At 71.5% G+C, this 20,038-nt stretch carries 17 protein-coding genes and 1 tRNA gene; 11 read left to right on the top strand and 7 right to left on the bottom strand.

Going from position 1 to position 20,038, the window contains the following annotated elements; all coding sequences use genetic code 11:
• Positions 1–237: 237 nt before the first annotated feature.
• The 6 genes from dnaG to NE236_RS14835 all read left to right on the top strand — a co-directional run bounded on the left by dnaG (position 238) and on the right by NE236_RS14835 (position 7,881).
• Positions 238–2,118, top strand: a complete 1,881-nt coding sequence (gene dnaG / locus NE236_RS14860; protein WP_252842549.1) for a DNA primase — start codon at positions 238–240, stop codon at positions 2,116–2,118.
• 71 nt (positions 2,119–2,189) lie between these two features.
• Positions 2,190–3,332, top strand: coding sequence for an RNA polymerase sigma factor RpoD (gene rpoD, locus NE236_RS14855; protein WP_252842811.1), 1,143 nt, complete (start codon positions 2,190–2,192; stop codon positions 3,330–3,332).
• 210 nt (positions 3,333–3,542) lie between these two features.
• Complete coding sequence (efeO, locus tag NE236_RS14850) at positions 3,543–4,670, top strand: iron uptake system protein EfeO (protein WP_252842548.1); 1,128 nt, start codon at positions 3,543–3,545, stop codon at positions 4,668–4,670.
• A complete protein-coding gene (gene efeB / locus NE236_RS14845) occupies positions 4,670–5,893 on the top strand; it encodes an iron uptake transporter deferrochelatase/peroxidase subunit (RefSeq protein ID WP_252842547.1) in 1,224 nt (407 codons plus the stop codon). The genes efeO and efeB overlap by 1 nt, the downstream gene beginning before the upstream one ends.
• A 220-nt stretch (positions 5,894–6,113) precedes the next feature.
• Entirely contained in the window at positions 6,114–7,391 is a 1,278-nt protein-coding gene (locus NE236_RS14840; RefSeq protein ID WP_252842546.1) for an amylo-alpha-1,6-glucosidase, read from the top strand.
• 25 nt (positions 7,392–7,416) lie between these two features.
• Positions 7,417–7,881 carry a hypothetical protein gene (locus NE236_RS14835; RefSeq protein WP_252842545.1) on the top strand — a complete coding sequence of 155 codons (465 nt, stop codon included), beginning with the start codon at positions 7,417–7,419 and terminating at the stop codon, positions 7,879–7,881.
• Between the two features lie 192 nt (positions 7,882–8,073).
• Here the strand turns inward: NE236_RS14835 and NE236_RS14830 are convergent, their stop codons facing one another.
• A complete protein-coding gene (locus NE236_RS14830; protein WP_252842544.1) occupies positions 8,074–8,409 on the bottom strand; it encodes a hypothetical protein in 336 nt (111 codons plus the stop codon).
• A 137-nt stretch (positions 8,410–8,546) separates the two neighbouring features.
• Between NE236_RS14830 and NE236_RS14825 the strand changes: the two genes are divergently transcribed.
• Positions 8,547–8,619: transfer RNA gene (locus NE236_RS14825), tRNA-Asn, on the top strand.
• A 255-nt stretch (positions 8,620–8,874) separates the two neighbouring features.
• Positions 8,875–9,384 (top strand): hypothetical protein, encoded by a 510-nt coding sequence (locus tag NE236_RS14820; protein ID WP_252842543.1) that lies wholly within the window; start codon positions 8,875–8,877, stop codon positions 9,382–9,384.
• Here NE236_RS14820 and NE236_RS14815 read toward each other — a convergent pair.
• Positions 9,338–12,301, bottom strand: coding sequence for an AfsR/SARP family transcriptional regulator (locus NE236_RS14815; protein ID WP_252842542.1), 2,964 nt, complete (start codon positions 12,299–12,301; stop codon positions 9,338–9,340). The two genes, NE236_RS14820 and NE236_RS14815, sit on opposite strands and share 47 nt — an antisense overlap.
• A gap of 325 nt (positions 12,302–12,626) precedes the next feature.
• Between NE236_RS14815 and sigE the strand changes: the two genes are divergently transcribed.
• Positions 12,627–13,244, top strand: coding sequence for an RNA polymerase sigma factor SigE (gene sigE, locus NE236_RS14810; RefSeq protein ID WP_252842541.1), 618 nt, complete (start codon positions 12,627–12,629; stop codon positions 13,242–13,244).
• Between the two features lie 17 nt (positions 13,245–13,261).
• Here the strand turns inward: sigE and NE236_RS14805 are convergent, their stop codons facing one another.
• From NE236_RS14805 to NE236_RS14795, 3 genes are all read right to left on the bottom strand, one after another.
• Positions 13,262–13,603, bottom strand: a complete 342-nt coding sequence (locus NE236_RS14805; RefSeq protein ID WP_252842540.1) for a molybdopterin-binding protein — start codon at positions 13,601–13,603, stop codon at positions 13,262–13,264.
• Between the two features lie 8 nt (positions 13,604–13,611).
• The gene (locus NE236_RS14800; protein WP_252842539.1) at positions 13,612–14,421 is read right to left on the bottom strand and encodes a molybdopterin-dependent oxidoreductase; all 810 of its coding nucleotides are present in this window, start codon (positions 14,419–14,421) and stop codon (positions 13,612–13,614) included.
• A 346-nt stretch (positions 14,422–14,767) separates the two neighbouring features.
• The gene (locus NE236_RS14795; protein ID WP_252842538.1) at positions 14,768–15,931 is read right to left on the bottom strand and encodes a MalY/PatB family protein; all 1,164 of its coding nucleotides are present in this window, start codon (positions 15,929–15,931) and stop codon (positions 14,768–14,770) included.
• A gap of 102 nt (positions 15,932–16,033) precedes the next feature.
• On the opposite strand from NE236_RS14795, the gene NE236_RS14790 reads away from it, so the two are divergent.
• Complete coding sequence (locus NE236_RS14790; RefSeq protein WP_252842537.1) at positions 16,034–17,419, top strand: FAD-binding oxidoreductase; 1,386 nt, start codon at positions 16,034–16,036, stop codon at positions 17,417–17,419.
• Positions 17,420–17,437: 18 nt separating this feature from the next.
• On the opposite strand, the gene NE236_RS14785 is transcribed toward NE236_RS14790, so the two are convergent.
• Both NE236_RS14785 and NE236_RS14780 read right to left on the bottom strand, forming a co-directional pair.
• The gene (locus NE236_RS14785; protein ID WP_252842810.1) at positions 17,438–18,265 is read right to left on the bottom strand and encodes an IS5 family transposase; all 828 of its coding nucleotides are present in this window, start codon (positions 18,263–18,265) and stop codon (positions 17,438–17,440) included.
• 196 nt (positions 18,266–18,461) lie between these two features.
• Positions 18,462–18,872 carry a MerR family transcriptional regulator gene (locus tag NE236_RS14780; protein WP_252842536.1) on the bottom strand — a complete coding sequence of 137 codons (411 nt, stop codon included), beginning with the start codon at positions 18,870–18,872 and terminating at the stop codon, positions 18,462–18,464.
• A gap of 55 nt (positions 18,873–18,927) precedes the next feature.
• On the opposite strand from NE236_RS14780, the gene NE236_RS14775 reads away from it, so the two are divergent.
• A complete protein-coding gene (locus tag NE236_RS14775) occupies positions 18,928–19,857 on the top strand; it encodes an SDR family NAD(P)-dependent oxidoreductase (RefSeq protein ID WP_252842535.1) in 930 nt (309 codons plus the stop codon).
• The last annotated feature ends 181 nt before the right edge of the window (positions 19,858–20,038 follow it).

Raw genomic sequence — 20,038 nt, 5'->3', positions numbered from 1 at the left:
CGCAGGGACGACCCATGGCGTGCCCGCCGTCGCTCGCGTGTGCTCCGATCGCGGACCCCGAACCACTCGATGCCGAGTGACGGCAGCACCGCCAGGGCCGTCGAAGTTGAGTAAGTACACCGCGCCTTTCCGTGATTTGTCCAGAGTGTTGTACGGCTTTCGGCGAGGGGTTCTCGAGGGCCTGGGCGCGTGTCCGGTACGGCCCGCGCTGTCCGGGGGCGGGACTAGACTGCCGACGTGGCAGGCCGGATCCGCGATGAAGACATCGCCCTCGTACGTGAACGGTCGCCGATCGACGGGGTGGTGGGGGAGTACGTCCAGCTCCGCAACGCGGGGGGCGGCGCGCTCAAGGGACTCTGCCCGTTTCACGACGAGAAGTCGCCATCGTTCAACGTTTCGAACGGAATGTTCTACTGCTTCGGCTGCGGTGAGGGCGGCGACGCGATCGGCTTCGTCCAGAAGATCGAGCAGCTGTCGTTCGCCGATGCGGTCGAGCGGCTCGCCGCGAAGGCCGGCGTTCAACTGCGCTACAGCGAGGGCGGCTACGTCCCGGGTAAGCAGAAGGGCGAGCGCACCCGCCTGGTGGAGGCGCACCGCGCCGCGGCGGAGTTCTACGCCGAGCACCTGCTGACCCCGGCGGCCGAGCTCGGCCGCCGGTTCCTGGCCGAGCGCGGTTTCGGCCGGGAGGACGCCGAGCGGTTCGGCGTCGGCTACGCGCCGAACGAGTGGGAGGCCCTCGTGCGCCACCTGCGCGGACGGGGCTTCACCGACAAGGAGCTCGTCACCGGCGGGCTGGCCAGCCAGGGCCGGCGCGGGCCGATCGACCGGTTCCGCGGCCGGCTGATCTGGCCGATCCGCGACATCACCGGCGACGTCATCGGGTTCGGCGCGCGCCGCCTGGAGGAGCGCGACGACGGCCCGAAGTACCTCAACACCCCGGAGACGCCGCTGTTCAAGAAGGGCTCGGTGCTGTACGGCGCCGACCTGGCGAAGAAGGAGATCGCCCGGCGGCGGCAGGCGGTCGTCGTCGAGGGCTACACCGACGTCATGGCCTGCCACCTGGCGGGCGTGGGCACCGCCATCGCCACCTCCGGCACCTCCTTCGGCGACGAGCACATCAAGATCCTGCGCCGGCTGCTGATGGACCAGGACGAGGCCAGCGGTGAGATCATCTTCACCTTCGACGGTGACGCTGCGGGGCAGAAGGCCGCGCTGCGGGCGTTCGAGTCGGAGCACAAGTTCGCCGCCCAGACGTTCGTCGCCGTGCAACCGGACGGCCTGGACCCGTGCGACCTGCGGATGAAGCACGGCGACGCCGCCGTGCGCGACCTGGTCGCCTCCCGCGTGCCGCTGTTCCGCTTCGCCATCCAGGCGACCATCGCCAAGTACGACCTCGACACCACCGAGGGCCGGCTCGCCGCGATCGACGCCGCCGCGCCGATCATCGCGGGGATCAGGGACCGGGGCATGCGCGAGCGCTACGCCATCGACCTGGACAAGTGGACCGGCTTCCTCGACGAGCAGTTCGTCCTCCGGCGGGTCCGCGAGCACGCCTCCGGCCGTCCGGGCGAGACCCGGCGGGGCGACGCGCGCGGGCGGCGGCACGAGGCGGCGCCGGCCCCGCGGCGTCCCTCCTACGACCCGAGCGACCCGGTCGTCCAGGTCGAGCGGGAGACCCTGAAGCTCGCGGTGCAGCGGCCCGCGTTGCTCGGACCGGCCTTCGACGCCATGCCGACCGAGGCGCTGATCGCCCCGGGCCATGCCGCGGTGCGGTCGTTGATCGCGGAGCTCGGAGGCGTCGCGACGGCGGAGAGCGGCCCGGAGTGGGCCGGGCGACTGCGTGCCGCCGCGCCGAATGACGAGGTCAGGGACCTGATCACCGGCCTCGCCGTTGATCCGTTGCGGTCCAGCGGAGATCCGGATGACCGATATGCCGCCGCGATGCTGTCCCGATTGCAGGAGATCCAGGTCACGAGAGAGATCACCAAACTGCAGTCCAAACTCGGGCGGCTGAATCCGGTCGGGCACCAAGACGAGTACAACCGCCTTTTCGGAGACCTCATGGCCCTTGAGCTGCAGCGAAAGGTGTTGCGCGAGCGAGCCATCAGTTCTCTGTGACCTCTGGGACTCAAAAATGGGTCCCCCGGAATACGGGCCGCTTGCCGCACACTGTCACCGTGGGCCCTTCGGTGCTGCCTAGCGAGACGCCATCGGTTGACCAGGTGGCGGACCTCGTCGCACGCGGCAGAGAACGTGGAATAACGGTGGACGATGTTGCCGCCGCGATCGATCGTTCCGACCTGCCGGCGGACTCGGCCGACCGAGTCGTCCGGATGCTCGCGGATCAGGGGGTGGAGGTTCTCGAGTCCGCCAGCGGACACGAGGACTCCGCGCGAGCTGATGGGGACGACCTCGGGAGGCGGGCGCCGACAAGCGACCTGGTCCGGATCTACCTGCGCGAGATCGGACGCGTACCGCTGCTCACGGCAGAAGAAGAAGTAGAACTCGCCAAATCGATCGAGGCGGGGCTGTTCGCCGAGGAGAAGCTGGCCAGAGCGGCCATCATCGCTCCCGGTGAACGCACCGACCTCGAACTGCTCGCCCATGACGGTGTACGGGCGAAGCAACGTCTGACCGAGGCCAATCTGCGCCTGGTGGTGTCGATCGCCAAGCGTTACGTCGGACGCGGCATGCTGTTCCTCGATCTCATTCAGGAGGGGAATCTCGGGCTGATCCGTGCGGTCGAGAAATTCGACTACACCAAGGGGTACAAATTCTCGACGTACGCCACCTGGTGGATCCGCCAGGCGATCACACGGGCGATCGCCGACCAGGCCCGGACCATCCGGATCCCGGTCCACATGGTGGAGACCATCAACAAGCTGGTGCGCGTGCAGCGCCAGCTCCACCAGGATCTCGGCAGGGAGCCGACTCCCGAGGAGATCGGCGTGGAGATGGGGCTTCCACCCGACCGGGTGGTCGAGATCCAGCGGGTGGCGCAGGAGCCGGTGTCCCTGCAGTCGCCGATCGGCGAGGAGGACTCCGACCTCGGTGACTTCATCGAGGACGCCGACGCCGTCGTCCCCATGGAGGCGGCGGCGTTCATCCTTCTCCAGGACCAGCTCGGCGGGATCCTGGGGTCGCTGTCGGACCGGGAGCAGCGGATCATCCAGCTGCGGTTCGGCCTGACCGACGGCCATCCGCGGACGCTGGAGGAGGTCGGCCGGGAGTTCGGCGTGACGCGAGAGCGCATCCGGCAGATCGAGTCCAAGACCCTGGCGAAGCTGCGGCACCCGACGCGCGCTCAGATGCTCCGGGAATACCTCGAATAGGTGGCGGCTCTCCGCACGGTCCCCCGGCGGACGAGCGGTCCCAGCGGTCCCGAACGGGGCCGGCGTGGTGATATTCACATCACGTCGGCCCCGTTCCTGCTTGACGAACCGAGGTTAGGTAAAGCTAAGTTAGGTATGCCTTATCAGGCGTGCCCGACCCCTGCCCTCCCAACGGGGCGCCTGATCGTCCTTCGCCTCGTTGGAGACCGCATGCGTCCTGTCCACCTGCTCGCCGCCGCGAGTGCCGCCCTCGTCTCGGTTTCCGCGTTGTCGGCGTGCGGGAAGGACGACAAGGCGGGTGCGAAGGGCGGCGCCGGGGCGATCGAGGTCACGGCCACCGACTCCTCCTGCGACCTCGGCACCAAGAGCACGTCGGCGGGGGCCGTGACCTTCAAGGTCACCAACAAGGGCTCCCAGGTGAACGAGCTGGAGATCCTCGCGCCGGACGGCAAGATCGTCTCGGAGCGGGAGAACATCGGCCCCGGCACCGGCGCGGAGGTCACCGTCCAGCTCTCCGCCGGCACGTACAAGGTCATGTGCAGTGCCGGGATGACGGGCAAGGGGCCCTCGCAGGCGCTCACGGTCACCGGCCAGGGCAAGGCGACCGATCCGCGCCTGGACCAGGCCGTCGCCGCCTACCGGACCTACGTCGCCGACCAGGTCGCCGACACGCTCGACAAGGCCACGAAGTTCGCCGCCGCCGTGAAGGCGGGCGACGTCGAGCAGGCCAAGGCGCTGTACGCCCCGTCCCGCGTCGGGTGGGAGAGCATCGAGCCGGTCGCCGAGTCGTTCGGGGACATCGACCCGAAGGTCGACCTGCGCGAGGCGGACCTCAAGCCGGGCGACAAGTGGACCGGCTGGCACCGGATCGAGAAGGCGCTGTGGAAGACCGGCTCGATCAAGGATGAGGGGCCGTACGCCGACCAGCTGGTCAAGGACCTGCAGACGCTCAAGGCCAAGGTCGGCACCGCCTCGATCACCGCCACCTCGATGGCCAACGGCGCCAAGGAGCTTCTCGACGAGGTCGCGACCGGGAAGGTGACCGGTGAGGAGGAGACGTTCTCCCACACCGACCTGGTCGACTTCAAGGCCAACGTCGACGGCGCCCAGAAGGTGTACGAGCTGCTCAAGCCCGTCGTTCAGGAGAGGAACGCCGACCTCGCCGCGACCCTCGACGATGAGTTCGCCAAGGTGCAGAAGCTGCTCACCAAGTACCAGAAGGGCGACGGCTACGTCGCCTACGACACGGTCGGCGCGAAGGACCGCAAGGACCTCTCCAACGAGGTCAACGCGCTCGGAGAGCCGCTGTCGAAGCTCGCAGGGGTGGTGGCCCGATAATGGAGGTCAGCAGGCGCAGGCTCTTCGGCTACTCCGGCGTGACGCTCGCGGCGGGCGCCGCCGCGGGCGCGGGGCTGGTCAGCGTCGCCCAGGCGACCGAGGGCAACGGGCCCGTCGACGAGGAGGCCGTCCCGTTCTACGGCGCGCACCAGGCCGGGATCGCCACTCCCGTCCAGGACCGCCTCCACTTCGCCGCCTTCGACGTCGTCACCGACGACCGTCGGCGTCTGATTCGGATGCTCAAGGAGTGGACGGCGGCCGCTGCCGCGTTCACCGGCGGGCACCCTTACGGCTCGGCCGCCGGCGGCCTGGGCGAGTCGCCGCCCGACGACACCGGTGAGGCGCTCGGCCTGCCCCCGGCGCGGCTGACCCTGACGATCGGGTTCGGGCCGACGCTGTTCGAGAAGGACGGCAAGGACCGCTTTGGCCTCAAGGCCAAGCGGCCGGCCGCCCTCATCGACCTGCCGCACTTCCCGGGTGACAACCTGGACCCGGCCCGCAGCGGCGGCGACATCTGCGTCCAGGCGTGCGCCGACGACCCGCAGATCGCCGTGCACGCCATCCGCAACCTCGCCCGCATCGGCTTCGGCGTGGTCGCCGTCCGCTGGTCCCAGCTCGGCTTCGGCAAGACGTCCTCGACCACCCCGGACAAGCAGACGCCGCGGAACATGTTCGGCTTCAAGGACGGCACCCGCAACATCGCGGGCAGCGAGGGCAAGGCCCTGAACGATGACGTCTGGGCGTCCGGTTCGGACGGGCCCTCCTGGATGGCCGGCGGCTCGTACGTCGTCGCCCGGCGCATCCGCATGCACATCGAGACCTGGGACCGCACGTCCCTGCAGGAGCAGCAGGACACCTTCGGCCGCACCAAGGGGGAGGGCAACGCGTACGGCGCCAAGCGTGAGCACGACCCGGTGCCGCTCGACAAACTGCCCGCCGACTCGCACGTCCGCCTCGCCCACCCGGACAGTAACGGCGGCCTGCGCATCCTACGGCGCGGCTACTCCTTCACCGACGGCACCGACGGGCTCGGCCGCCTCGACGCCGGCCTGTTCTTCATCGCCTACCAGCGGGACCCGCGCAAGCAGTTCGTCCCCCTCCAGAACAGGCTGGCGGCCTCCGACCACATGAACGAGTACGTCCAGCACGTCGGATCGGGCATCTGGGCCTGCCCGCCCGGAGTCCGCAAGGGCGGTTACTGGGGCGACGGCCTCTTCGGCTGAGCCCGTCGGGTCCCCGAGGGTGGGAAGCGCGCCGGTCGGTACGGCGGGCCGGCCGGCGAGATGGGCCGGTCGACAAGGTCGGCGGAGTCGCGGGCGGGCCGAGTCGCGGGCCGGTCGAGCGTGAGGGGCGCCCCCGTCGACGGGCCGCACCCGATCCCGGCGCTCCGGCCGGCCGAGGCCGGGCATCGCCGGGAGCGGCGCGGGGCCGTACGCTGTTTCAATGGGCCCACGGCTCACCGGCGACGAGACGGCCCTCTGGGTGGCCGCCGCCCGCGTGCTGGACGCGAACTGGACCGGTGCGGCCACGGTCCCCTCCCCGGGGCTGTACCCGCACCAGTGGAGCTGGGACTCCGCCTTCATCGGCATCGGCCTCGCCCACCATCTCCCTGAGCGCGCCCGGACGGAGTTCCTGTCGTTGTTCCGAGGACAGTGGGCGACGGGCCTGCTGCCGCACATCGTCTTCAACCCCACCGAGGCGCGCGACGCCTACTTCCCCGGCCCCGAGGTCTGGCGCAGCGCCGCGCAGCCCGCCGCACCGCGCGGCGTGGACACCTCCGGGCTCACCCAGCCGCCCCTGCACGCCCTCGCGGCCCTGCGGATGGTGCAGGCGTCCGGTGGCACCGCCGACCGGGCGTTCCTCACCCCGCTGTACTCGTGTCTGGTGGCCCAGCACGCCTACCTGGCGCGGGACCGTGACATCGGTGGCGGCGGGCTGGCGAGCCTGTGCCACCCGTGGGAGTCGGGACTGGACGACAGCCCGGTGTGGGATTCACCGCTGGCCGCCGTGGACCCGCGCGGCGCGGCCTACTCCGGCGGTGACCACGACCGGTACGTCGCGCTGGTGGCCGGGATGCGGGCCGCCGGATACCGCGCGGAGTACCTCAGGGACGATCATCCCTTCGTCGTCGAGGATCCGCTGTTCAACGCCGTCTACCTGGCCTCGACGCACGCGCTCGCCGAACTCGCCGACCTCACCGGGGCCGATCCGCGTCCCCACCGGGAGGCCGCGGACCGTATCCACGGCGCGCTCCTGGAACGGCTGTGGGACGAATCGGCGGGCTGCTTCCGGGCCCGCGACGTACGGACCGGGTGCCTCATTCCGGAGACGACCGTGGCCGGCTTCGCGCCGCTCCTGGACCCGGAACTGCCCGCCGCGGTCGTGCGCCCCCTGGCAGACCTGCTGCTGTCGGCGCGCTTCGCGGGCGCGACCGGCTACCCGGTTCCGACCTGTGACATCCAGTCGGAGGCCTTCGACCGCGGGGCGTACTGGCGCGGGCCGACCTGGGTCAACACCAACTGGCTGCTGTGGTTCGGCGCCTGCGCACACGGCCTGGGCACGGTCGCGGACCTGCTGTTCGGCTCCACGGTCCGGCTGGTGCGCCAGTCCGGATTCCGGGAGTACTTCGACCCGTTCGACGGCAGCGGCCGTGGCAGCCACGACTTCAGCTCCTCGGCGGCGCTCGTGCTCGATCTGCTGACCGCGCGCCGCGGCTCCTGACCGGGCCGTTGTAGCGTGATCTGTCATGCGACTGACGTGGCGGAAGAACGTGCCGGACGGCGTGGTCCTCCAGCGGGGAGAGCGGGTGCTGGCGGTCGGCGGTGAGACGGTCGCGACCGACGCCGCCCTCTACCTCCCCGGAGCCGACGAGAGCATCCGGCTGCCATGGGAGCGTGTGGAGCAGGCCACCTGGCAGGACGGCGTCCTCGTCGTACGGGAGGTCGGCGGCCGGCGGCACACCGTGCGGCTGCCGGAGCCCGGGTCGGTGCCCGAGGCCGTCCGCGAGCGCGTCACCGCCACCGTCGTCGTCAGCACCCACGCCAAGCTCCCCGCGGGAGGAGTGCGGATCGTCGGCCGCCGACCACCCACGGCCGGCGGTGACCTGCGCTGGACGTTCGTCTTCGACCGCGGCCTCGACCCCGCCGACCCGGGATTGCTGGCCCAGGCCGAGCAGGCCCTCGAGGAGATCCGCCGCCAGACGGGGCTGTAGGACCGGCGTCCGGGGAGACGAGCGCGCCCGGACCCGCTGGGTCCGGGCGCAGAACGAGGCCTGCCTGATCGCGTTCGCCGGCGCGAGCGCGGTTCGCGGGCGCCCAATGTGCCGTCTTCCCTCGTCGCTCCGGTCGCTACGGTCGCTCCGCTCCCTGCGCTCCTCAGTCCAGACGACACACGCCCGCTCGGGTCAGGTGATGTCGGCGGGCTCGTCGCCGGGGTGGGCGGCGTGCCCGGATCGGTCGGCCGTGCCGGCGGGGGTGGAGTGGTCGGTCCTGCGGATTCCGGGGACCTTCTCCTGGACCTTGCCGCTGACCGTCTGGACCTTGTCGCCGACCTTCTGCCGGGCGGTCCCGGCGAACTCACCGGCCTGGGCGCGCAGCACGCCCGCGGCCTCCTGCACGGTGGGGTTCTCGGCGACGCGCCGGGACAGCCGTTTGATCTGCTCGTAGCGCTCCTGGCCGGCGCGCGTTCCCAGGACGTACCCGGCCGCCGCTCCGGCGAGGAACACAGCGCGGTATTTCATGGTCACTCCTCTGCTGAGTCGCCGTAGGACACATACCCCGAAGAGTGCGGGCCAGTCGAGGAAACGAGCACGTGCGAAATGCGCTAACCTTGTGCCCGTTGGGGCGGCCAGCGGTCAGGGCGGCCTCACGCCTGTGATCCCCCGTAGCTCAATTGGCAGAGCGTCCGGCTGTTAACCGGCAGGTTACTGGTTCGAGTCCAGTCGGGGGAGCGAGGCAGGCTCATGCTGCTCGCCGACCGTTGGTCGGCTTCGCCGGGGCCCGCCATATCTCCCAGGGGGGCGACCCCCTGGAACCCCCGATGCGGGACTTCGCCCCGCCAGGTGCGTTGATCGAAGGGCCGGGCTCGGTGAGCCCGGCCCTTCGTCGTGCTCCGGGGGCCTTCCCGCGCGGCCGCACAAGCGATGAACAAGCGGCGGTTGCGACGTTTGCGACGCATGTCCCCCTCACCCCCCGGAGGTTGACAGATGCGTCGTCCTTCCTGGCGCCGGCTGTGTGCCGGAGCCGCACTCGTTCCCGCCGCGGTGCTCGTCGCCGCCGGCATTCCCGCGACCGCGCACGCGGCGCCCGCCCGTACGGCGTCCGCGCCGGTGACCGTCTCCACGGCCGGGCAGGTGTCGCCGCTGAGCGCCGGCGACGGCACGGCCGCCGGAGCGGTGCAGTGGATGAAGAACCACGTCGGCAGCACCGGCTGGGAGCACTACTGCGAGAAGGCGGTCGAGAACGCCTACGGCACGACCGGAGTCTGGGCGTCGGCGATCGCCCACTGGAACGGCGCCACCCACCACAGCGGCACCAAGCCGCCGGCCGGGTCGTTCGTGTACTGGAAGATCAGCTCGTACGGGCACGTCGGCATCGCCGACGGCAAGGGCGGTTTCTACTCGACCAGCATCAGCGGCAAGCTCGGGCACGCGTCGAGCGTGAGCCATTTCAGCCACTACCTCGGCTGGACGGCGGCGGCGGTTCCCCACCGGTGACGATGACGGGGAGGGTGCCGTCCGCGGGGGCGGTTCCCTCCCCGCGCACTGCCGCCAGCCGCGCCCGGGTGCGCGCCTCCCAGAGCGGGACGTCGAGGCGGTGGAAGAGGGCCAGGGCCTGCTCCAGGCATGCGACGGCCCGTACGGTGTCGCCGTCGTCGTGGGCGGCCCCGCCGAGGGCCCACAGCGTGGACGCCTCGCCGAAGAGGTCGCCCTGTTCCCGGAAGGCCGTGAGGCAGCGGTCGAGGAGGTCCACCCCGGACCGTGGCCGGCCCTCGGCCGTGAGGACCATGGCCAGCAGGCGGAGTGACCGGGTCTCGGCGAGACCGTCCCCGAACCGCCGGAACAGCCCGATGGCGCGCGTCGCGTGCCGGTGCGCGGCCGCCAGGTCCGTGCGGGAGTGGTAGTGGGTCGCGGCGAGGAAGCGCAGGACGTGCGCCTCCCCGTACTCGTCGCCCGCCGAGCGGAAGGTCGCCAGCGCCCGGTCCAGGTGGGCGAGGGAGGCGACCGGGTCACCCCGGTCGCGGTGGACCAGACCCAGATTGAGCAGGCCGTTGGCCCGGCCCGTCAGGTCGCCGTGCCGTTCGGCGATCTCCAGCGCCTCCTGGAAGCAGGCGAACGCGTCGTCCAGCCGGTCGCAGATGTGGTGGACGTCGCCGAGCGCGTTCAGGGCTCGGGCGGCGCGGACGGGCGCGCCGAGCTCCCGGCTCCCGGTGACCGCGGCGGTCAGGTGCCCGGTCGCGTCCTTGTACCGGTCCTGGGCGGTGGCGAGCAGGCCGAGTCCGTAGCGCATCGTGGTCTCTCCCCACGGGTCGCCGCCCGCGTGTGCGGCCGCCAGGGCGACCTCGTGGGTGCGGCGCCAGTCGTCCCAGTGCCCGCGCAGGTCATGGAAGCTCAGTAACGAGGCGGCCAGCCGCCACGACAGCTCGGCCGCTCCGGCGGACGCCGCCTGGTGGACGGCGACGGTGAGGACCTGGCGGTCGGCCTCGAACCAGGAGAGCGGCGCGGCCGTCACGCCGGTGCGCGAGGACCGGTGCGCGTGCGGACCCGGCAGCCGCAGCCGCCGGCTCGGCAGGGCGTCGTCGGCCTCTTCGGCGAGCTCCAGCAGCGCCCGCAGCACCCGGACGACGGCCGCGGCCCGTACCTCCGGTGGTTCGGAGTCCATGGCCTGCTCGCGGGCGAACAGCCGCACCAGGTCGTGGCAGCGGTAACGGGGCCCGTCCGGGGCGTCCGCGCGGCCGGGTTCCAGGAGGCGGGCGTCGACGAGGGCGTCGATGACGTCCTCGGCCTCGGCGACCGGCCGGTCGAGGAGGGCGGCGATCATCCAGGGCGTGACGTCGGGCAGGTCGAGCAGCCCGATCAGGCGGAACGGCCGCCGGTGCGCGAGGGGGAGAGCGTCATGGCTCAGCGCGATACTCGACCGGACCTCCAGGTCTCCGGCGGACAGACGGTCGAGCCGCCGGTGTTCGTCCGCCAGCTGGCCGGCGAGCCGGTCCAGGGTCCACTCGGGACGCCCGGCCAGGCGCGCCGCCGCGATCCGTACGGCCAGGGGCAGGTGGCCGCACTGGGCGACGAGGGTACGGGCGCGGTCCTCCTCGGCGAGGGCCCGCCGCCGGCCGATGACCCCGGCCAGCAGGTCGACGGCGTCGTCCGGGTCGAGGACGTCCAGGTCGATCAGGTCGGCGTACTCCAGCCCGATGAGCCGTGACCGGCTGGTGATGAACGCCGCACAGCCCGGCGTCCCGGGGATCAGGGGCCGTACCTGGGCCTCGTCGACGGCGTTGTCGAGGACGAGGAGGACGCGGCGGCCCGCCAGCCGGTCGCGCAGCAGGGCCGCGCGGTCGTCGACGCCGCCTCTGATCCGGCCGCCCCACACGCCGAGCAGGCGCAGGAACCGGTCCAGCGCCGCCGCCGGGTCCATCGGATGCCCGGTGGCGCCGCCGAGGTCGACGTGGATCCGCCCGTCGGGGTACCGCTCGGCCAGCCGGTGGGCGGCGTGCACGACGAGCGCCGTCTTGCCCACTCCGGCCATGCCCGCCACGGCGCGCACGGCGGGGCCGGCGCCCGTCCGTGGGGCCGCGAGCAGCCGCGCCAGCTCGGTCTCCCGGCCGACGAAGTGGGGCACGTCGGGCGGCAGCGCGAACGGACTGTGCTCCTCGCGTGGCGCCGGATCCAGGGCGGGGTCGGCGGTCAGGACGGCGTGTTCGAGCCGGCGAAGCCGCTTCCCCGGCTCGACCCCGAGCTCCCGGATGAGGACGGCCCGCGCGTCCCGGTACGCCTCGAGGGCCTCGGCCCGGCGCCCGGCCCGGTACAGGGCGAGCATCAGCTGGGCGCGGAACTCCTCCCGGAAGGGATGGGCCGCCACCAGCGCGGTCAGCTCACCGATCAGTTCCCGGTGCCGTCCGAGGCGGAGGTCGGCGTCGACGCGCCGCTCGATCGCGCGCGCCCGCATCTCGGCCAGCCGCCCGGCCTCCTCGCGCCGCAGGGCGTCGGAGCCGACGTCCGCCAGCGGCTCCCCGCGCCACAGCGCGAGGGCCTCGTGGAGCAGCTCGGCCTCGGCGCCGGTGTCACCGCCCGCCGCCGCTCGGGCCGCGTCGTCGATCAACCGCGTGAACCGGTGCGCGTCGATCCGCTCGGGGTCGACGCGCAGCAGATATCCCGTGGGCTCGGTGAGGAGCGCCACGTCGGGGACGGCGGCCAGGGCCCGGCGGATCCGCAGGACATACCCCTGGAGGGTGAGCCGCGCGCTCGCCGGCGGGTCGTCCCCCCAGACGCGTTCGGCGAGTTCGTCGGCCGGCACCACCTGGTTGGCGCGCAGGACGAGTGCGGTCAGCAGAGCGCGCTGTTTGGGCGCGTCGATCGGAATCCGGCGCTCACGATCGATGAGCTCGAACGGGCCGAGAATGCGAATCTCCATCGCGGCTCCCGGGCGGCTGGCGGGGGACGCCCGCGCCCAGAATGCCGAGAACGGCGAAGACGATCAAGTGTGGCCGGCCCGTTTCTCCCCCCTGAGGATGAGGGCGACGTCCCGTCCTCCGTCGCTCGGCCGACAGCGGATCGGGCAACACCCACCTGTCGGGCGACGTCGGGAGGGCACCCGCCTGCCATGCTGGACACCGTCGGAGGAAAGGGCCCGGCCGGAACGTCACCGGAAGGCGCCGCCCGCGGTGAGGATCCCTTACACCGCTCTTACCCCCGGCCGGACAGACTTTGGCGAAGAACAGTGCTATCGGGGGTGACGGGTGAAGGGTGACACGGAGGCGTGGACGCCGCCCAGTTGGGATGAGATCGTGCGTGAGCACTCCGCGCGTGTCTACCGCCTCGCCTACCGGCTGACCGGGAACCAGCACGACGCCGAGGACCTCACGCAAGAGGTGTTCGTGCGCGTGTTCCGTTCGCTGTCGAACTACACGCCGGGAACGTTCGAGGGGTGGCTGCACCGGATCACCACCAACCTCTTCCTCGACATGGTCCGCCGTAGGCAGCGCATCCGGTTCGAGGGTCTTGCCGACGACGCGGCCGAGCGGCTGCGGGGCCGCGAGCCGAGCCCCGCCCAGGTGTACGAGGACCGTCATTTCGACGATGACATCCAGACGGCCCTGGACGCGCTGGCGCCGGAGTACCGCGCCGCGGTGGTGCTGTGCGATATCGAGGGCCTGTCCTACGAGGAGATCGCCGCGACGCTCGGCGTGAAGATGGGCACCGTGCGCAGCCGCATCCACCGCGGCCGCGCCCAGCTCCGTGACGCGCTGGCGCACCGGGCTCCCGAACGCGCCGCGGCCGAGGAGAGCGCGTCCCGGCGCAAGCCGCGCCGCTCCGCGAGCCGCGTCCGCACCAACCCGGCCTGGACGACTCCGTAGCGCCCGCTACCCGGCGGTCAGGTCACCGTGACCGGGTGCCGTACGACGGCGCCGAACAGGTAGCCCAGCGTGTTGTACGGCGCGACGTCCGGCTGCGCGGCCCCCGTACGGTCCACGGCCCGTGCCAGCAGTTCGTACGACCCCGGCCCCGGGGGACGCCAGGGAAGCTCCCAGCGGACCCAGCCGAGAGGGTCGCGTGGCCCGCGCACGCCAGCGCGCCGCCACGTGCGGCCGCCGTCGGTGCTCACCTCGACGTGTCTCACCGCGGCGCCGCCGGTCCAGGAACGGCCGTGCAGCACGATGGCTCGGCTCGCGTCGAACCGGGCGTTCCACGGCAGCTCGAACGCGCTCTTGAGCACCTGCCGGGTCAGCGGGACGCTGCCCTCCGGGGGTACCCGGGGCCGAACATGCGGTAGTACGTGGTGTTCCACGGAGAGGACAACGGCGCGTCGGAGACCTCGATGTCGCCGACCCATTTGATCGAGGCGATGCCCACCCAGCCGGGCACCACGAGGCGTACGGGGAACCCGTGGTCCGGTGGCAGCGGGCGGCCGTTCATCTCGTTGGCCAGCAGGACGTCGTCGAGCGCCTTGGCGACCGGCAGCGGCCGGCGTACCCGCCCGAGGTTCCGCCCCGCGTCGATGAAGTCGGGGTCGAGCCCGCGCGGCATGAGGTCGACCGCCTGGTGCGTGAGCCCGGCGCGTTCGAGGACGTGGGCCAGCGGGACGCCGCGCCAGCGGGCGACGCCCACGCCGCCCAGCCTCCACGGGGTGCCCGTGACGGACTGGTTCTGCTGCGTCGCGTAGAAGCTGCGGCCGTTGCCGGTGCACTCGATGAACGCGTCGATGGTCCGGGCCGGCATGCCGAGCAGGTCCTCGTAGGAGAACTCGACCGGCCGGTCGAGGGTGGGGGAGCCGTGCAGGCCGCGCCCGAACAGGCGCAGCCGCCACGTGCGTGCGTCGATCAGCGGCGTGCGGGTGTGGTTACGGACGAAGAAGCGATCCGTCGGTGTGCGGTACCCCTGCCCGCGCATCGCCTCCCAGCGCATCTCCGCGTTCGTGCCGTACACGACGAACAGCTCAGGCGGCAGCGGTTTGACGATCGGGCCGTCGGCCGCGCGGGCCGGCGCGGAGGCCGTGGCGGCCACCGCCGAGCCCAGGCCGAGCCCGGCGGACATACGGAGGATCGTGCGTCGTGACAGCCGACAGTCGCCTTCTTCGGTGACACCCACGTGCGACTCCCCTTGGAGAGTTTTCCGACCAATATAGTAAGGATATTAGCCCATGTCCGTGGGGGCGGTCCGGCGGATTCGCCCGGCAGGTCGCGTCGGCACTCCTGGTGCGTCGCGGCACAAGGCTCGGTGAAGGCGCGAGCCAGACGCCGATTCGGGGCATCTGATCCGGTTCGTGGTCACGGTCACCGAGCGTTCCGTCCGGCGCACCGCCATGGTCTGGGCGACGACCCTGCGCACGCCCAGTCGGTGACCCCCTTGCGTACGGTCGCCAGGAAGGCGTGCTCCTGCCTCATCGCGCGCCGGCCCCGTCGAGGGCGGCCGCCATGCGGTGCACGGCCTCGGTGACGCGGTCCGGCGCCGTGGCGAAGTTGAATCGGGCGAAGCCGTGCCCCACTCGGCCGAATGTCGGGCCCGGAGAGAGCGCGACCTTGCCGTCCCGCAGGAAGGTCTGTGCGGGGTCGTCCCCGAGGCCGAGCGGACGGCAGTCGAGCCAGGCCAGGTACGTCGCCTGGGGCGGGTGGTAGCCGATGCCGGGCAGGTGGGCGGCGAGGAGGTCGCCCAGGAGCCGGCGGCTCGCCTCCAGCGAGGTGAGCAGGTCGGCCAGCCACGGACGGCCGTGGGTGAAGGCGGCCTCGGAGGCGATCACGCCGAACAGGCCGGCGCTCTCGCTGACCTCCGCGTGGATCGCGGCGACGTCGGCGCGGGCGTCGGGCCCCGGCACGGCCAAGGCGGCCTTGAGACCGGCGAGGTTCCACGCCTTGGACGCCGAGGCGAGGACGATCGAGCGAGCCGCGGCCGGCGCGTCCAACGACGCGAACGGGATGTGCCGCGCGCCGGAATGGGTCAGGGGCGCGTGGATCTCGTCGGCGACGACGCGGACGTCGTACCGGTCGGCGAGGGCGGCGACGGCCAGGAGCTCGTCGCGGGTGAAGACCCGGCCGGTGGGATTGTGCGGGCTGCACAGCAGGTACGCCCGTGCCCCGGCGGCGAAGTCACGCTCGAGCCGGTCGAGGTCGAGGCGGTATCCGTCCGGTCCGGACGCCAGGGGATTGTGGACGACCGTGCGGCCGATCCGTTCGAGCCAGTAGAAGAACGGCGGATAGCCGGGCGTGTTGACCACGACGCTATCGCCGGGCTCGGTGATGGTCTCCAGGACCTCCCTGATGCCGTACATGACGTCGGGGACCAGCCGCATGCCGTCCGCCGCCGGACGCCAGCCGTAGTGCTCGGCGGCGAAGTCCGCGAACGCCTCCGGAAGCCGGCCGGCGGCCGCGTACCCGGTGTCGCCCCGGCCGAGGGCGCCGGTCAGCGCCTCGGCGATGGGCTCGGCGAGCGGGGTGTCCATCTCCGCGACCCACATCGGCAGCACGTCCGGCGGGTACTCGGACCACTTCACACTCCGCCGTTGGCGCAGGTCGGTCAGCTCGTACGCGGTGAGGGGATTCGCGGGCATCGCACGTCCTTCGGCGTTCAACGACATTCCCCCACGAGTCTGCCGATCTCCGTCCCGGCCGCCGCATCCGGGGTCCCGCCCGGCGGGCGTAAGGTGCGGCGTATGACGGTGGTGCCGGAGGACCTGGCGGCGGAGCTGGAACGGGTTCTCCCCGACGGCAGGGTGGTCCGCGACCCGGACGTGATGGCGTCCTACGCGCGCGACGAGGCGGAGTGGGCGCCGTACGGCAAGCCGGCAGCGGTGGTACGCCCCCGGGAGACGGCGGAGGTCCGGGAGGTCGTCGCCCGCTGCGCGCGGCGCGGGGTGCCGGTCGTCCCACGTGGAGCGGGCACCGGCCTGTCCGGCGGGGCCAACGCGATCGACGGCTGCGTGATGCTGTCGTTCGAGGCGATGAACGCGATCCTCACGATCGACCCGGACGAGCGCATCGCGGTCGTGCAGCCCGGCGTCGTCAACGAAGACCTGCGAAGGGCCTGCGCCGAGCACGGCCTCTGGTATCCGCCGGACCCCGCGAGCGCGCCGTGGTCGACCATCGGCGGCAACGTCGCGACCAACGCGGGCGGGCTGTGCTGCGTGAAGTACGGGGTGACGCGGGACTACGTGCTCGGCCTGGAGGCCGTCGTCGGACGCGGCGACGTCGTACGGCTGGGCCGGCGCACCGCCAAGGGCGTGGTCGGGTACGACCTGACCGGCCTGATGGTCGGCTCGGAGGGCACGCTCGGGGTCATCACCGAGATCACCGTACGGCTCCGGGGCGCCCGCGCGGCCGAGCGCACGATCGTGGGCTACTTCGACACGCTCGTGGCGGCGGGGGAGGCGGTCAGCGCGGTGGCCGCCGCCGGGGTGGTGCCCAGCGCGCTCGAACTGATCGACCGGCACTGCCTGCGCGCCGTCGACGAGTGGAAGCACATGGGGCTGGCCGACGAGGGCAACGTCCTGCTGCTCGGCCGTAGCGACGCGCCCGGCCAGGCGGGCGAGGAGGAGGCCGACGCCATCCTGGGTTGCTTCGAGGCCGCCGGGGCGACCTGGAGCGCGCGCTCGACCGACCCCGAGGAGGCGGAGGCGCTTTTCGCCGCGCGCCGCCTCGCGTACCCGGCGGTCGAACGGCTCGGCCCGGTCCTGACCGAGGACGTCTGCGTGCCCCGCATGCTGGTGCCGGAGATGCTGGGCCGGATCGAGCGGATCGCCGCCGAACACGACATCCTGATCGCGAACGTCGCGCACGCCGGAGACGGCAACCTTCATCCACTGATGATCACGAACCCGGACGACGACGCGGCGCGGGAGCGGGCCCAGGTGGCGTTCGAGCGGATCGTCGACGAGGCGATCGGCATCGGCGGCACCGTGACCGGAGAGCACGGCGTCGGCCTGCTCAAGCGCCGGGGCATGGCCGAGGAGGTCGGACCGGTCGTGCTCGGCATGCACCGCGCGATCAAGGAGGCCCTGGACCCCGCCGGCATCTTCAACCCCGGCAAGGTCTTCGCCTAGGGTCTGTCTCGAAGTCGGTTACAGCCACTCATTGATCGCGGTGATGTGCAGGGTGGCTTCGTATCGGACGGCGAGCTTGTCGTAGCGGGTGGCCACGGCCCGGTTGCGTTTGAGTCGGTTGATGCCGCACTCGACGGCATGGCGCTGCCGGTAGATGTGCGGGTCGAAGGTCGGCGGTCGTCCGCCCGCTGATCCCTTGGCGCGCCGGTTTGCGTCCTGGTCTGCCTTGCTCGGGATAGTGGCCTTGCTCCCACGCCGGCGCAGGTAGGCCCGGTTGGCCTTGGACGTGTACGCCTTATCGGCCAAGACCCGGTCAGGGGTGATGCGTGGCTGGCCGCCCCCGGGCCGGGGCACCCGGATGCCTTCGAGCACCGCGACGAAATGCGGGCTGTCGCCACGCTGCCCGGCGGTCAGCAGCAGCGACAACGGCTTCTGACCCTGCTCGCATGCCAGGTGCACCTTCGTAGTCAGTCCACCACGAGAGCGCCCGAGCGCGTGGTCGGCCGGTTCCAGCATCGTCCCGCCTGCCGGTTCCTTCTGCCGGGCTGGGCCCCGCCGGGCACCGGCGGCGTGCTGATGAGCGCGAGCGATGGTGGAGTCCACACTCACGTCCCAGGTAATCAACGCGGCAACATCAGCACGGGTCTGTAGCCCGGTCACGATCTGCTGCCAGATCCCGGCCTGCTGCCACCGGCGAAACAGCACGTACACCGCCTGCCAGGAGCCGTGGCAGTCCGGCACGTCCCGCCACGGCGCACCCACCCGTACCCGCCACCGGATCCCGTCGATGAGCTGCCGCTTGCTCCACTTCGACGGCCGACCCGACTTCTTCGCCTTGGGCAGCAGCGGCTACAACCTGGACCACGCAGCGTCGGTCAGGTCGAACCGCCTCGTCACCGCTATGGTGTCCACGAGGTCTCCGGTGTTCAGGTTCTCCTTGGTCGCTGAACCATCTACCGGAGAGCTCGCCACGTATCGATCACCGACACGCCGACGACATCATCCGCCAGCGGCCGGACACCGAGAACACCGTTGGCTTACCTCAGGGACGATTGGGCTGCCAGGGGTCGCCACCTGCGCCTGCGGCTAGGTGTTTCTCGTAGCCGGCGACCTTTGCGTCGATCAGCATGAGACAGTCGGTGAGCTGAGTCATCTGCTCGCGGACTCGTTGCCGGTGAGCACGGAGCAGGTCAAGGCGGTCAGCCTCGTTGCCCGGGCCTTCGCTGACAAGCCGGGCCAGTTCGGCGAGGGCGGCCAGTGGCATGCCCGAGGCACGGAAGAGTACGCAGTTGCCGAGCCAGGCGATGTCCCATTCGCTGTATACCCGCCGCCCCGCCGCGTCGCGCTGTACCGGACCGGCGAATATCCCGACGCGCTCGTAGAGGCGCAGCGTGTGCACGCTCAGGCCGGTTCTCCGTGCGACTTCGCCGATACCGACACCCGTGGGTCTCATGCGCCGACGATAGCCATTTGACCTAGACCTCGGTCGAGCTCCTAGCGTTCCCGTCATGTACACCGCCGACGAAGTCCTCCACGGAATCGATCTGACCGACCACACTGCCGTCGTTACCGGCGGCTATTCGGGGGTGGGTCTGGCCATCACCCGGGCGCTCAACCGCGCCGGTGCACAAGTAATCGTGCCGGCTCGCCGGCCGGACGTCGCGCGCCGCAACCTCGGCGCGACGGCCGAGACCGTCGAGATGGATCTGGGCGATCTCAGCTCGGTCGACGATTTCGCCACGAGCTACCTGCGGCGTCATCGCGCCCTCGACTTCCTCATCACCAGTGCCGCGATCATGGCGTGCCCCAAGACGCGTGTGGGGCCTGGCTGGGAGGCGCAGTTCGCCGTCAACCACCTCGGTCATTTCGCTTTGACCTGCGGCCTGTGGCCGGCGCTGACGCGGGCGTCGGCCGCAAGGGTCGTCGCGGTGGCCTCGGGACGCTCGCCCGAGGATCGGATCCGCTGGCACGACGTCCACTTCACCGACGGCTACCACAAGTGGGCCGCGTACGGGCAGTCCAAACTGGCCAACATTCTGTTCGCCCACCATCTCGACCGGCTCGGGGCGGCGCACGGCGTGCGGGCATTCTCCGCGAGCCCGGGCTATATCCGTACGCCACTGCAGCGGCATCTGACGATCGCTGAGATGACCGAAGCCGGATGGCTGGGCACCGACGGTGAACCAGCGCCGGGCCTGTTCCGCACTCCGGAACAAGGCGCCGCGACGCCACTATGGGCCGCTACCGCAGCCACCCAGGGCGGCGCCTACTGCACCGACTGCCGCGAAAGCGAGCCGTATCCACACGACGATGTCGAGGCTGAACGGCTGTGGCGGTACTCGGCCAAGTTGACCGGCCGCGCCATCCCGTCAGACAGCATCGCTTCCACCGACTCACCAGCCGATGATGACTCCGTTCGCCGAGGTCGCTCTGGATGAGACCACCGTGACGGCCACCAGCACCGCAGGCCGTGTCTGGGCCTTCCCCCGGAACGCGCCTGAACAGGTGAAGATCGCTGAAGATCCTGCCTACCTCTGGCGCCGTTGACGAATACGAGGCGCTTCGGGCGGCGAACCGGCCAGACCACGTGCGAACAGTCGTGCCCCCGTCGTGAGGATC

Origin of the sequence: Actinoallomurus purpureus, assembly GCF_024055795.1 — a bacterium.
GTDB lineage: Bacteria > Actinomycetota > Actinomycetes > Streptosporangiales > Streptosporangiaceae > Actinoallomurus > Actinoallomurus purpureus.
The sequence above is the reverse complement of the archived record's forward strand: the minus strand, read 5'-3'. Positions and strand labels throughout refer to the sequence as shown.

Excerpts from the sequence above, each read along its gene's own strand:
- NE236_RS14840 (WP_252842546.1), top strand. The coding sequence starts at position 6,114 with ATGGGCCCACGGCTCACCGGCGACGAGACGGCCCTCTGGGTGGCCGCC.
- NE236_RS14775 (WP_252842535.1), top strand. The coding sequence starts at position 18,928 with ATGTACACCGCCGACGAAGTCCTCCACGGAATCGATCTGACCGACCAC.
- NE236_RS14830 (WP_252842544.1), bottom strand. The coding sequence starts at position 8,409 with ATGAAATACCGCGCTGTGTTCCTCGCCGGAGCGGCGGCCGGGTACGTC.
- NE236_RS14795 (WP_252842538.1), bottom strand. The coding sequence starts at position 15,931 with ATGCCCGCGAATCCCCTCACCGCGTACGAGCTGACCGACCTGCGCCAA.
- NE236_RS14780 (WP_252842536.1), bottom strand. The coding sequence starts at position 18,872 with ATGAGACCCACGGGTGTCGGTATCGGCGAAGTCGCACGGAGAACCGGC.
- efeO (WP_252842548.1), top strand. The coding sequence starts at position 3,543 with ATGCGTCCTGTCCACCTGCTCGCCGCCGCGAGTGCCGCCCTCGTCTCG.
- NE236_RS14800 (WP_252842539.1), bottom strand. The coding sequence starts at position 14,421 with ATGTCCGCCGGGCTCGGCCTGGGCTCGGCGGTGGCCGCCACGGCCTCC.
- NE236_RS14815 (WP_252842542.1), bottom strand. The coding sequence starts at position 12,301 with ATGGAGATTCGCATTCTCGGCCCGTTCGAGCTCATCGATCGTGAGCGC.
- NE236_RS14820 (WP_252842543.1), top strand. The coding sequence starts at position 8,875 with ATGCGTCGTCCTTCCTGGCGCCGGCTGTGTGCCGGAGCCGCACTCGTT.
- efeB (WP_252842547.1), top strand. The coding sequence starts at position 4,670 with ATGGAGGTCAGCAGGCGCAGGCTCTTCGGCTACTCCGGCGTGACGCTC.
- NE236_RS14835 (WP_252842545.1), top strand. The coding sequence starts at position 7,417 with ATGCGACTGACGTGGCGGAAGAACGTGCCGGACGGCGTGGTCCTCCAG.
- NE236_RS14790 (WP_252842537.1), top strand. The coding sequence starts at position 16,034 with ATGACGGTGGTGCCGGAGGACCTGGCGGCGGAGCTGGAACGGGTTCTC.